Origin of the sequence: Ichthyobacterium seriolicida (assembly GCF_002369955.1) — a bacterium.
In the GTDB taxonomy this organism is placed as follows: Bacteria; Bacteroidota; Bacteroidia; order Flavobacteriales; family Ichthyobacteriaceae; genus Ichthyobacterium; species Ichthyobacterium seriolicida.
Window position 1 is genome coordinate 1,371,448 of record NZ_AP014564.1, and the last position, 14,655, is coordinate 1,386,102.

At 32.6% G+C, this 14,655-nt stretch carries 4 protein-coding genes and 1 pseudogene; 2 read left to right on the plus strand and 3 right to left on the minus strand.

Annotation, left to right across the window (positions count from 1 at the left end):
* Positions 1-10: 10 nt before the first annotated feature.
* Positions 11-1,309, plus strand: a complete 1,299-nt coding sequence (locus JBKA6_RS05345; protein WP_096686592.1) for an IS1380 family transposase — start codon at positions 11-13, stop codon at positions 1,307-1,309.
* Positions 1,310-1,905: 596 nt separating this feature from the next.
* Positions 1,906-2,075 (plus strand): annotated as a pseudogene (locus JBKA6_RS08180) (IS256 family transposase); the annotation flags it as partial.
* 73 nt (positions 2,076-2,148) lie between these two features.
* Here the strand turns inward: JBKA6_RS08180 and JBKA6_RS05350 are convergent.
* From JBKA6_RS05350 to JBKA6_RS05360, 3 genes are all read right to left on the minus strand, one after another.
* Positions 2,149-8,535 (minus strand): tail fiber domain-containing protein, encoded by a 6,387-nt coding sequence (locus JBKA6_RS05350; protein ID WP_096686594.1) that lies wholly within the window; start codon positions 8,533-8,535, stop codon positions 2,149-2,151.
* Between the two features lie 16 nt (positions 8,536-8,551).
* On the minus strand, positions 8,552-10,672 hold the full coding sequence (locus tag JBKA6_RS05355; RefSeq protein ID WP_096686596.1) for a hypothetical protein: 2,121 nt from the start codon (positions 10,670-10,672) through the stop codon (positions 8,552-8,554).
* A gap of 758 nt (positions 10,673-11,430) precedes the next feature.
* Entirely contained in the window at positions 11,431-14,295 is a 2,865-nt protein-coding gene (locus JBKA6_RS05360) for a DUF5018 domain-containing protein (RefSeq protein ID WP_157776960.1), read from the minus strand.
* Positions 14,296-14,655: the final 360 nt, after the last annotated feature.

Sequence of the window (14,655 nt, forward strand, 5' to 3'; positions counted from 1 at the left end):
TAGCCCAAAAATGAGGAATAAAAACACATTATTTTATAGAGGGAAAACTTCTGTTGAGTTAACTTTTTCATCATCAGAAATTAGCTCTGATGGATCTTTAATCATGCTTGAAAAACTAGAAAGAGATCATAGATTGATTCATTATTACAGTAAACTTTTGCCTGATACTCGAGACTCTAGATTTATTACTTATACCAGAAAGCAACAGTTAAAACAAAGGGTTTATATGATCATGTTAGGCTATGAAGACGCCAATGATGTTAATCATTTACATAACGATCCTTTATTCAAAGATGTTCTTCAAGGTGATTTGGCTTCTCAACCTACTATATCAAGATTTGAGAATAGCTTTGACAAACAAGCTGTTTTTAAGTTTTGTGATGCGTGGTTATACAAATATGTTTCAAGTTTATCTGATCGTAAGAGAATAGTTATTGACGTAGATTCAACTAATGATCCAACTCATGGCAGTCAACAATTGTCAATGTTTAACGGTTATTATAGTCAATTCATGTACAATGAACTATTTTTTCATGATGGAAAAACAGGACAGATTATCCTTCCTGTACTCCGCCCAGGAAATAGTCATTCTAATAAATGGTATGTGAGTATTTTAAAGCGAATAATTATCAAAATACGTGAGAGTCACCCAGAGATGGAAATAATTATTAGAAGTGATAGCGGCTTTAGTTGCGCTCCTTTTTACCAATTAGTAGATGATTTTGATTTACTATATGTGACAGGCATAGCGAGCAATGAAGTTTTAAAAAGAAAGGTATCTTGGTCAAAAAATGCTGTAAAAAAAATGTATTTAGATCAGGGAGAGAAGCACCAACATTTTATGAGTTTTACGTACAAAGCCAAGAGTTGGCACAAGCCTCAACAGTGCTATTCTAAAGTTGAGAGTACAGGATTAGGGATGAACATAAGGCATTTTTCTAGTAATCTTCCCCAAAAGGATGCTAGAGAAATTTACTTTGACTTTTATGTGAAAAGAGGTGATTCAAGTGAAAATAGAATAAAAGAAGTTAAAAATATGTGTTTTTCTGATCGTTTGTCAAATCATAGTTTTCTTGCTAATTTTTTTCGACTTATGATGAGTAGTCTTGCCTATGAAATGTTTTTATTACTGAAACAGAAGATAAAGAAAACAAGATTTGAAGTAGCAAAAAAATGGTTAATCAGTTCGATTAGAACCTATCTTCTCAAGGTAGGAGCAACGATTAAAATTACCAAAAGGCGAATCTATTATCAGCTATCTAAATCTTTTGTTTACAAGGGTTTATTTCGGGAAATTATTACCCAGTAACGGTTGTTTATTTGTGAAATGAACAACCTTGGGATAGTTACGCCTTGTCGTTAAAAAACCATGTAAAAACACTAAAAAAGAGCATTGTCATCCTAAAAAAAGGTGCAAAAAAACGACAAAGAAGATGAGTTCTCTTCGATTAGTAAAAAAGTTAAGGAAAAAATATCACGTCTAATCTATTTTAGTATGACTATGAATAATGCGGGTTAACTTATCAGGAAAAACTTGGGAAAAAGCATATGTATTAACCATTATAAATAAAAGACCTATTTTTTTCATAATTTTTTTTCTTTAGAGGTAAAAAGAAATATTGTTATACCCGCATTGGGATACTAATGCAATTTAAACTATTTTTATAGATTAAAAAAAAGATCCAACAAGACTAATTTAACCCAGATTATTCACAGATATATTGTCAGAATTAGGCATAAAGTACTAATTTTCTTAGGAAGGATGCCGTAGAAGTTTGCTTTGGCTTTTATGTGAAAAGAGGTGATTCAAATGAAAATAGAATTAAAGAAGTTAAAAATATGTGTTTTTCTGACAGGTTATAAAATCATATTTTTTTTGGCTAATTTTTTTAGATCTATGACAATAGAAAGTATACTAGAAATAAATTGTTATTTCAAACAGATGCTTCTGTTATGAAATCTACTTTTTTAGCTCTGAGGGAGGCTACAAAAAAATGGTCCAAGCCGATACTGAAATTGGGGAATAATTTTGAATCAATTTTGTAACTATTTTTGACAAAAGAGTTCGACTATGAGTAAAAACAAAAAAATATGTCATTTTTTATTTACACACTTTAACGGATAGTGTTAGTTAACATATTTTAGATATTATTTTTCTGTTAAACTTTTAAGATCTTTAACATCTAGAATCTTAGCTTTACTTAAGATATTAATTAAATTCTTAATCTCTTTTCTAGAATTAGAAAGTCCTTCCTTAAGGATTTTAACCTCTTGTTTAATAATGCTATTCTCATTTTTAAGAATGCTATTCTCACTTTTAATAATACTATTCTCATTTTTAAGAATGCTACTTTCTTTTTCTAGTTCTACTATACGATCATAAACAGCTTGTGTGGCTGAGATATTCAATGTAGTGAGACCATCGTAATCTACTGATCTCAAATCATCTACCTCCTTACCATATACAAATACTTTATTTGGAGATACTTCATCCCCTAAATCTACAACAAAAGCATTAGCACTTTTTATCTCTTTTACTTTAACTAAACTCTCTCGGTCATTATCCAAAATTAATCTTACCATGTCTCCCTTAGAAAAACCGTGAGATTTATTTGTAGTAATTGATGTCATATTATCAATAGTTTCTACCGATTTCGAAAATTCATAGACACTAGGAATCACACCACTGTTCTTTCCTACAATATTTGGAACTATACCTTCTATCTGCTGAGCTATTACTTTTTTAAAATGCTGATTACCCATTTTATTAGTATCTCTCATAGTGTAATCCGTGATTTCTATATCTAAAAGTTTTTTAAGGTCTGATTCTTTATCTGAAATGCCTATTATGCTCTTGATACGTTTATCAGAAGAGAGTTTTATAGTGCCTGCATGAACATTTCCTGGTAAGTGAATGTCAGTAGTGTTACTATTACCAATGACAACAGTATTATCTCCTTTTCCTTCAGCCTTATTACCTATAACTATCTCATTAATGCTGTTATCTGCTTTCGCTTTAACATTATTTCCTATGAAAATAGAATTATTTGATGTCAGGAGATGTAATCCATTAGCAATATAATAACCAGCTTGATTTCCTATAGCTGTATTATTATCCCCTGTAGTTATTTTATGTAAAGCATATGTGCCTATAGCTGTATTATTATCCCCTGTAGTTATACTATATAAAGGATGTGAGCCTATTCCTACATTTCTTTTTCCATTTACTAATACGTATAAAGGAGCGTATCCAATTGAAGTATTCATATAACCTGTAGTGTTATCAGCGAGAGAATACGCGCCAATAGAAGTATTCATATAACCTGTAGTATTATCTTCAAAACTTTTAAAGCCAAAAGCTGTATTCCGATAGCCAGTGGTTATGGCATTACCAGATCTTATACCTAAAAAACTATTTTCTTCACCAGTACCGGAAACAGCACCAGCAACACCTCCACTAGTTCCATTACTGCCCTTTCCTGACCATTTAGTTATGAGATTATCAGTCCCTACTTTTAGTAGTTTATCAGAACTAATATCTTCCCAATTAGGATCAGAAGGTGGGGTAGGGGTGGTGTTAGTGATAGTGACAGAAGATCTAGTTCTCTTATAAAAAACCCAATCGTAAAGAACTACATCACCTACGTTATAAGTAAACCCTATCATCATTTTACTTCTTTTGTTAAAACCTGCACTGTGCAATATACCTCCTAAATGAGTAGATGTAATACTATCTTCATTACCTATTACTACCGTATTATTTCCTTTTCCTGTAGCGTCATCACCTATAACTATCTCATTAATGCTGTTATCTGCTAGCGCTTTAACATTATCTCCTATGAGAATAGAATTAGTTGATTCAGTGAGAGCTGTTAATCCGTCAGCAATATAAAAACCAGCATCATTTCCTATAACTATGTTACTATTACCTGCAGTCACATTAAATAAAGCAGATGTCCCTATAGCTATATTTTTATTCCCTGTAGTCATTTCATATAAAGGATGTGAGCCTATTCCTACATTTTTTATTCCATCTACTAAGTTGTATAAAGAAGCGTATCCAATAGAAGTATTCCTGTAACCTCTAGTGTTAAAAGCGAGAGAATAAGCGCCAACAGAAGTATTTCTATAACCTATAGTATTATCTCTCAAACTTTCAAAGCCAAAAGCCGTATTCTGATAGCCAGTGGTTATGGCATTACCAGAGCTTATACCTAAAAAACTATTTTCTATACCAGTACCTCCACTAGTTCCATTACTGCTTTTTCCTGACCATTTAGTTATGAGATTATCAGTCCCTACTTTTAGCAGTTTATCAGGGCTAATATCTTCCCAATTAGGATCAGAAGGTGGGGTAGGGGTGGTTTTAGTGATAGTGACAGCAGATCCAGTTCTCTTATAAAAAACCCAATCGTAAAGAACTACATCACCTACATTATAAGTAAACCCTTTTATCATTTTACTTCTTTTGTTAAAACCTGCACTGTGCAATATGCCTCCTAAATGAGTAGATGTAATACTGCCTTCATTACCTATTACTGCCGTATTATTTCCTTTTCCTGTAGCGTCATAACCTATAACTATCTCATTAAGGCTGTTATCTGCTTTCGCTTTAACATTATCTCCTATGAAAATAGAACTAGTTGATGCCTGGAGAAATGTTAATCCGTCAGCAATATAATAACCAGCGTCACTTCCTATAGCTATATTTTTATTCCCTGTAGTTATTTTATGTAAAGAATATGGCCCTATAGCTATATTATTACTCCCTGTAGTCATTTCATATAAAGGATGTGAGCCTATTCCTACATTTTTTTCTCCATTTACTAATTGGTATAAAGAAGAGTATCCAATAGAAGTATTCAGAGTACCTGTAGTGTTAAAAGCTAGAGAATAAGCGCCAATAGAAGTATTCCTATGACCTGTAGTATTATCTCTCAAACTTTCAGAGCCAATAGAAGTATTCCTATGACCTGTAGTATTATTTTTCAAACTTTCAGAGCCAATAGAAGTATTCCTATGACCTGTAGTATTATTTTTCAAACTTTCAAAGCCAAAAGCTGTATTCTGATAGCCAGTGGTTATGGCATTACCAGAGTTTATACCTAAAAAACTATTTTTTTTACCAGTACCAGTAACAGCACCAGCAACACCTCCACTAGTTCCATTACTGCCATTTCCTGACCATTTAGTTATAATATTGTCTCTTGGGTCTTTTATAAGAGTATTGTTTTTATTTATCTTTTCGTCTAATTTCTTCCCCTGAGCCGCTGATAAGGCCTTAGTGGCATCATTAGTGATTAAATTATTTGCTATATCAGATATATTTAATTTAGTACCTATTTCTGCCTTAAGAACTTTTCCTTGTGCTGCTGATAATACCTCTGTGGCATTAGTGCTATTTAAATTATTTATTATCTTACTCTTATCTATCTTAGTTTTCAATCCTTCATTTAATATTCTGCCCTGATTCGCTGATAATGCTTTACTCGCATCAGTAGACGTTAATTCATCTAACACATCCACTCTTAAACTGGAATCTAACTTATTGTCTATTTGATCCTTAAGATCTTTTCCTTGTGCTGCCGATAAGGCCTTAGCAGGATCATTAGTGATTAAATTATTTGCTATATCAGATATATTTAATTTAGTACCTATTTCTGCCTTAAGAACTTTTCCTTGTGCTGCTGATAATACCTCTGTGGCATTAGTGCTATTTAAATTATTTATTATCTTACTCTTATCAATCTTAGTTTGTGTCATTCCAGACAATATTCTACCCTGATTCGCTGATAATGCTTTACTCGCATCAGTAGACGTTAATTCATCTAACACATCCACTCTTAAACTGGAATCTAACTTATTGTCTATTTGATCCTTAAGATCTTTTCCTTGTGCTGCCGATAAGGCCTTAGCAGGATCATTAGTAACTAAATCATCTACTATATCAGATATATTTAATTTAGTACCTATTTCTGCCTTAAGAACTTTTCCTTGTGCTGCTGATAATACCTCTGTAGCATTAGTGCTATTTAAATTATCTATTATTTTACTTTCATCAATCTTTCTTCCCAATCCTTCATTTAATATTCTCCCCTGATTTGCTGATAATGCTTTACTCGCATCAGTAGACGTTAATTCATCTAACACATCCACCCTTAAACTGGAATCTAACTTATTGTCTATTTGATCCTTAAGAGCTTTGCCTTGTGCCGCTGACAAGGTCTTATTAGGATCATTAGTTGTTAAATCATCTACTATATCAGATGTATTTAATTTAGTATCTATTTCTACCTTAAGAACTTTGCCTTGTGCTGCTGATAATGCCTTAGTGGCATCATTAGTGGTTAAATTATTTACTATATCAGATATATTTAATTTAGTACCTATTTCTGTCTTAAGAACTTTTCCTTGTGCTGCTGATAAGGCCTTATTAGGATCATTAGTAACTAAATCATCTACTATATCAGATATATTTAATTTAGCACCTATTTCTGTCTTAAGAACTTTCCCTTGTGCTGCTGATAATACCTCTGTAGCATCAGTGCTATTTAAATTATCTATTATTTTACTCGCATCTATCTTTCTTCCCAATCCTTCATTTAATATTCTACCCTGATTCGCTGATAAGGCTTTACTCGCATCAGTAGATGTCAACACATCTAACACATCCACCCTTAAACTGGAATCTAACTTATTGTCTATTTGATCCTTAAGGACTTTTCCTTGTGCCGCTGATAAGGCCTTGGTAGGAATGTCAGTAACTAAATCATCTACTATATCAGATGTATTTAATTTAGTACCTATTTCTGCCTTAAGGACTTTTCCTTGTGCTGCTGATAATACTTCTGTAGCATCATTGCTATTTAAATTATTTATTATCTTACTCTTATCTATCTTAGTCTGTATCCCTAGGGACAATGTTCTACCCTGATTCGCTGATAAGGCTTTACTCGCATCAGTAGACGTTAATTCATCTAACACATCCACCCTTAAACTGGAATCTAACTTATTGTCTATTTGATCCTTAAGAACTTTTCCTTGTGCTGCTGATAATACCTCTGTAGCATTAGTGCTATTTAAATTATCTATTATTTTACTCTCATCAATCTTTCTTCCCAATCCTTCATTTAATATTCTGCCCTGATTCGCTGATAAGGCTTTACTCGCATCAGTAGACGTTAATTCATCTAACACATCCACCCTTAAACTGGAATCTAACTTATTGTCTATTTGATCCTTAAGAACTTTGCCTTGTGCCGCTGACAATACCTCTGTAGCATCAGTGCTATTTAAATTATCTATTATTTTACTCTCATCAATCTTTCTTCCCAATCCTTCATTTAATATTCTACCCTGATTCGCTGATAAGGCTTTACTCGCATCAGTAGACGTTAATTCATCTAACACATCCACTCTTAAACTGGAATCTAACTTATTGTCTATTTGATCCTTAAGAACTTTGCCTTGTGCTGCTGATAATACCTCTGTAGCATTAGTGCTATTTAAATTATCTATTATTTTACTCTTATCAATCTTTCTTCCCAATCCTTCATTTAATACTTTACCCTGATTTGCTGATAAGGCTTTACTCGCATCAGTAGACGTTAATTCATCTAACACATCCACTCTTAAACTGGAATCTAACTTATTGTCTATTTGATCCTTAAGAACTTTGCCTTGTGCTGCTGATAATACCTCTGTAGCATTAGTGCTATTTAAATTATCTATTATTTTACTCTTATCAATCTTTCTTCCTAATCCTTCATTTAATACTTTACCCTGATTTGCTGATAAGGCTTTACTCGCATCAGTAGACGTTAATTCATCTAACACATCCACTCTTAAACTGGAATCTAACTTATTGTCTATTTGATCCTTAAGAACTTTTCCTTGTGCTGCCGATAAGGCCTTAGCAGGATCATTAGTTGTTAAATCATCTACTATATCAGATATATTTAATTTAGTACCTATTTCTGCCTTAAGAACTTTTCCTTGTGCTGCTGATAATACCTCTGTAGCATCATTGCTATTTAAATTATTTACTATCTTACTTTTATCAATCTTAGTTTGTGTCATTCCAGACAATATTCTGCCCTGGTTCGCTGATAATGCTTTACTCGCGTCAGTAGACGTTAATTCATCTAACACATCCACCCTTAAACCAGAACCTAAACGGTTTATTTGATCCTTAAGAACTTTTCCTTGTGCCGCTGATAATGCCTTAGTGGCATCATTAGTGGTTAAATTATTTACTATATCAGATATATTTAATTTAGTACCTATCTCTGTCTTAAGAACTTTTCCTTGTGCTGCTGATAATACCTCTGTAGCATCATTGCTATTTAAATTATTTATTATCTTACTCTTATCAATCTTAGTTTGTGTCATTCCAGACAATATTCTACCCTGATTCGCTGATAATGCTTTACTCACATCAGTAGACGTTAATTCATCTAACACATCCACCCTTAAACTGGAATCTAACTTATTGTCTATTTGATCCTTAAGAGCTTTTCCTTGTGCTGCTGACAAGGTCTTATTAGGATCATTAGTTGTTAAATCGATCTACTATATCAGATATATTTAATTTAGTGCCTATTTCTGCCTTAAGAACTTTTCCTTGTGCTGCTGATAATACCTCTGTAGCATCATTGCTATTTAAATTATTTACTATCTTACTTTTATCAATCTTAGTTTGTGTCATTCCAGACAATATTCTACCCTGATTCGCTGATAATGCTTTACTCGCATCAGTAGACGTTAATTCATCTAACACATCCACCCTTAAACTGGAATCTAACTTATTGTCTATTTGATCCTTAAGAGCTTTTCCTTGTGCTGCCGATAAGGCCTTAGCAGGATCATTAGTTGTTAAATCATCTACTATATCAGATATATTTAATTTAGTACTTATTTCTGCCTTAAGAACTTTTCCTTGTGCTGCTGATAATACCTCTGTAGCATCATTGCTATTTAAATTATTTACTATCTTACTTTTATCAATCTTAGTTTGTGTCATTCCAGATAATATTCTGCCCTGGTTCGCTGATAATGCTTTACTCGCATGAGTAGACGTTAATTCATCTAACACATCTACTCTGAAACTGGAATCTAACTTGTTGTTTATTTGATCCTTAAGAACTTTTCCTTGTGCCGCTGATAAGGCCTTATTAGGATCATTAGTAACTAAATCATCTACTATATCAGATATATTTAATTTAGTACCTATTTCTGCCTTAAGAACTTTTCCTTGTGCAGCTGATAATACCTCTGTAGCATCATTGCTATTTAAATTATTTACTATCTTACTTTTATCAATCTTAGTTTGTGTCATTCCAGATAATATTCTGCCCTGGTTCGCTGATAATGCTTTACTCGCATTAGTAGACGTTAATTCATCTAATACATCTACTCTGAAACTGGAATCTAACTTATTGTTTATTTGATCCTTAAGAACTTTTCCTTGTGCCGCTGATAAGGCCTTATTAGGATCATTAGTAACTAAATCATCTACTATATCAGATATATTTAATTTAGTACCTATTTCTGCCTTAAGAACTTTTCCTTGTGCAGCTGATAATACCTCTGTAGCATCATTGCTATTTAAATTATTTACTATCTTACTTTTATCAATCTTAGTTTGTGTCATTCCAGACAATATTCTGCCCTGGTTCGCTGATAATGCTTTACTCGCATCAGTAGACGTTAATCCATCTAATACATCTACTCTGAAACTGTAATCTAACTTATTGTTTATTTGATTCTTAAGGGCTTTTCCTTGTGCTGCCGACAAGGCCTTATTAGGATCATTAGTAACTAAATCATCTACTATATCAGATATATTTAATTTAGTACCTATTTCTGTCTTAAGAACTTTTCCTTGTGCTGCTGATAATACTTCTGTAGCATTAGTGCTATTTAAATTATTTATTATCTTGCTTTTATCAATCTTAGTTTGTATTCTTTCAGATAATATTCTACCTTGGTTCGCTGATAATGCTTTACTCGCATCAGTAGATGTCAACACATCTAATACTTCTACTTTGAAACTGGAATCTAAATAGTCTATTTGATCCTTAAGGGCTTTTCCTTGTGCTGCTGATAATACCTTTGTAGCATCATTGCTATTTAAATTATCTACGATCTTATTCTTATGGATCTTAGTTTGTATCCTTTCAGATAATATTCTACCTTGGTTAGCTGATAGAGGAATGGCACTACTATTAGAACTTAGATTATTTATAACGAGAATATTCTTAGTAGTATGGGCGTGCATAGAATACGGAACACTAAGCAGCTCACTCTTTCCCTTTATATCGTATTGTCCATTATCATTCAGATCTAATTCTGTTTTAATCATATGAGGAACTTCCCAATCTAAATCTGTTAATTTGAGAGTTTTATAAACGTTAGGTTTATAGCCATCGCCTATTTTTAAAGACGCTATTCCGTCATTACTAGTTTTAACTCTATGAGTTTCGCTGTATACAGTTTTCTCGCCAAGGGAAGCGTCATTAATAAATAATGTTATTCTTATATTGATAAAACTCCCCCTCAATACATTGCCTTGATTATCTCTTATTAGAGCTTGATAACTTAACTTATCAGGGAAAACTTGGGGAAATGCATATGTGCTAACCATTATAAATAAAAGCCCTATTTTTTTCATGATTTTTTTTTTCTCTAGAGATAAAAAGAAATATTCTTATACCCGCACTGGGATAACAATGCAATTTAAACCATTTTCATAGATTTTTAAAAAAAAGATCCAACAAAACTAATTTAACCCAGATTATTCACAGATATATTGTCAGAATTAGGCATAAAGTACTAATTTTCTCAGGAAGGATGCCATAGAAAATTACTTTGGCTTTTATGTGAAAAGAGGTGGCTCAAATGAAAATAGAATTAAAGAAGTTAAAATATGTGTTTTTCTAACAGGTTATAAAATCATATTTTATTGGCTAATTTTTTTAGACCCATGACAATTTGTTTTGCCTATGTAATGTTTTTATATTACCAAAAGACGAATCTATTATCAGCTATATAAGTCTTTTGTTTACAAGGTTTTATTTTGGGAAATCATTACTCAATATCGGTTGTTTATTTGTTGAAATGAATACCTTCTTAGGAAAATACTTGCGCTCTGTCGTTAAAAGACCATGTTAAAATACTAAAAAGGATCATTTTCGTGCTAAAAAATGGTGCAAAAAAACGGCAAAGAAGACGGTTTCTGTTAGATTAATAAAAAAGTTAACGAAAAAAAAGATCAGGTCTAATCTATTTAAATATGACTATGAATAATCCAGGTTAAGCTAGATTATATTTTTTTTTAAAAAGTTTCAAAATAAGAAACTGTATAAACAGAAACAGGCAGCCGTAATGGACTGCCTGTTTTTTATAGTGAGGTAAATAAATAATTATAATTTAACTTGTAGTAATCTTAACCCAATAATGACCTACAATTGTACCACTATTTTTAAGAGTATACTTTACTTCTTCTCCTGCAGAAAAATCCTGAGGATTGGTAGGCTCTATGCTAAGCCCGGAAGTATCTTCTAAAACAAGCTTTAAACTACTAAGATCAGTGTCAGAAGGGGTAGTAATATTTATAATTCTAGTACTTGCATCAATAGAAACAGAAGTTCCGCTAATCTCTGAAGAATCATCTTTTTTTAGTTTCAAACTATCACCAACAGCTATAGTCTTGCTAGAATCATAGATATAAACATCATAAGTTTTTTGTGTACTAGTATTTTCAGCTGTTACTGTATATTCTTTTGAATCATCATACGAAGTAAAAGTTTGAGCATCTGCTGGAGTTACAGTAGCATATTCTGATTGTGTTATAGTAGGAGTTGAACTTGTTGGTAGAGTAGTCACAGGCACAACTATTCTTCCTTTATCACCAGTGCTAGTCTCTGAAATGTTACCTGAATTTCCTGATTCTATTTCAAATTTTGTAATCTGCGCTATTGTCGATTTTGTTCTAGTTACAGTAACTTGATAAGTTTTTGTTATTCCATCTTGACCTGTTACTGTATAATTAACAGGGGTGCCAGAGATAAACTCCTGAGAAACTCCAGTGTTAGGAGAAACAGTAGTGGTGCCATCTCCTCCCAACTCAATTGTAGGAGTTAGGGTTACTTTGTTATTACCATCTGATGAGGTCTTCTTCACCGTAGCAGGAAGTGTTACTGTTATAGTATTGGCTTCATGGTTAATATTTCCACTCATAGCAGTGCTTATACCCGTATTAACGCTCCCGCTGCTCCCACTATTAGCGGCAAATTCAAATTTACTAATATAAGGCCCTTTAATTGCTGTTACAGTATAAATACTTTTAGAGCCTAAGGAAGTTGTTAGAGTAAATGTTTTACTATGAATACTTCCTCCATCTGTTAGAGGGGAATTAGGGGTTAAAGTATGTCCTGTAACAGGTTTACTAGTATAAGTTAATCCCGTTAAATCAAAAGTATGTTCATTATTCTTTGGAAACTTTAGTAATATGGTGCCAGTATTACTACTATCGCTAGGATGCGTAAATTCAGCAATTACCTCACTTTGAATACCCTTACCAGGGTTAGCATTTATTGAAAAACTTGATAAAACTGGTGCTGATTCTTTAGTTACAGTTACAGTGTACTCTTTGGTATATTCTGGCAAATACTGATTTGGAACCGTAACGGTTGCATTACCACTAAAATTCAAAGTAGTAGGAGTAATATAATTTGCAGCAATATTATCTCCAGTAATGGAAGCTTTTAAATTTGCTACATCAACCGTATTAGCAACTGTGATAGTTATATTATTACCTGAAACATTACCATTATATGTTTTTCCAGTAGGAAAACCACTATTATCTGTATTTTGATCTTTAGTAAAGCTAAATCCTGTTACATTTGGCTCTTTATAAACTTTCACAGAATAAACTTTTTCACCACCTGTTGCACACACAGCACGATATTTAACAGCTGTTGAATGAGAAGAGCTGAAATCAGTGGGAGTAGTAGATGGAGTAGTAGAACCTGTATCTCCTTTGTATATTGTAACATCAGAAGCATGTGTAATGGTTGGAGTTAATCCATTTAATTCTGCGTTATAAGGAACTTTAAGAACTATATCGTTACCTGTAATAGTACCTGTAATATTATCACTCCCAAGGTTTTTATCATTATTGGGAGAAGAAGTAGTGAATATGAATGTTGCTATCTGAGGTTCAGCGTTTTGAGTTACTGTAACTGTATACACCTTAGTAAAATCAGTCGCTGAAGTATCATTAGATGTTACAGTATACTGAACATTAGAACTGAAATCTATCTGAGCAGAAGGAGTGAACTCAGCTTTAGTGTTATCTCCAACTGTAATTGTAGGAGTTAAACTAGATAAAGTGACACCACTAGGAACTGTTACAGTTATAGTGCCAGCAATGTGATCGATTGTCCCTGTTACACCTTCACCAGTTATATCTGCATTAGTAGAACTTCTGCCAGACGCAGCAGCAGCAAACTTAAATGATTCAATATAAGGCCCTTTAACAACTTCAACAGTGTAAACTCTTTGAGAACCTGTGTCAGTTTTTATCAGAGTAAATTGTTTTGTAATAATATCTTCAGCTATTGTGCCAGCAATTGGATCTATAGTACAACCTTCAGGAACATTGATAACAGATGACAACCCTTCTAAATTAATAGTAGTACCTGTATAAGGAATCTTCAATAAAATTTTACCTGTAGCAGTATCAGTGTCATCAGTTATAACAGCAGATACATCAGTTTTAATACCTTTACCAGTATTAGCAGTTATTGTAAACCCTGTCAACTTCGGCGCTGCTTCTTTTGTTATATATACAGTATAGTCTTGACTTTTTTCTCCTTTTGTTAAAGTAAATATCTTTTTATAACGTTTAGAAGAGGATCCCTCAGAAGACGCTTCAGAAGCTTCCTCAGTAGACTCTCCAGAAGGTTTTTCAACAAGTTCAAAATCAGTTTCTTCTCCACTAGCAGGAGATATGCTAACCCCTTCACATGGGGTTATATTAAACTTTAAGCCTCTTAATTCAGCCGAACTGGGAACTATTAGCGATATAGTATAATTCTCAGCATCTATATCACATTTTATATCAGAACCTAAATTTTTTTGGTCATTTTCAGAATCCAGCAAGGCAAATGACTCTATACATATATTTAAATCGTCTTCTATAATGTTCTTTTTATCACAGGAGAAAATAATTACCGATAACAATACAAAAGAGAAAATAATACTCTTTATAAAATAATTTTTCTTAAACATAATTTTAATAATTAAAAAAAACAATAATCCCCTAAATGCGAGAGCGTAAAAAGGATTAGCCATAAGTTTTATCCTGTTCTCTTGCCGAAAAGACAGAGAGCCGAACACCTTAGCTAAGGTAGTAGTAATTATTTAAACTGAGAGAGTTTTTAATCTGAGTTGGATTAATAAAGACACTTGAATCCTTTGATTTTATTAGCATTTAAATAAATGCCTCTTTATTTTTTGGTTCTTTTATGTTTATGAGGTAACTTAGAGGAAAATTAACAATTTTTGCGCAAAAAATACTCGACTTTTCACAACTGCTATTCTGTTTAATTTCAGTTAATTAAGGGCTTTCAATAATTTTTAGTAAGTAAA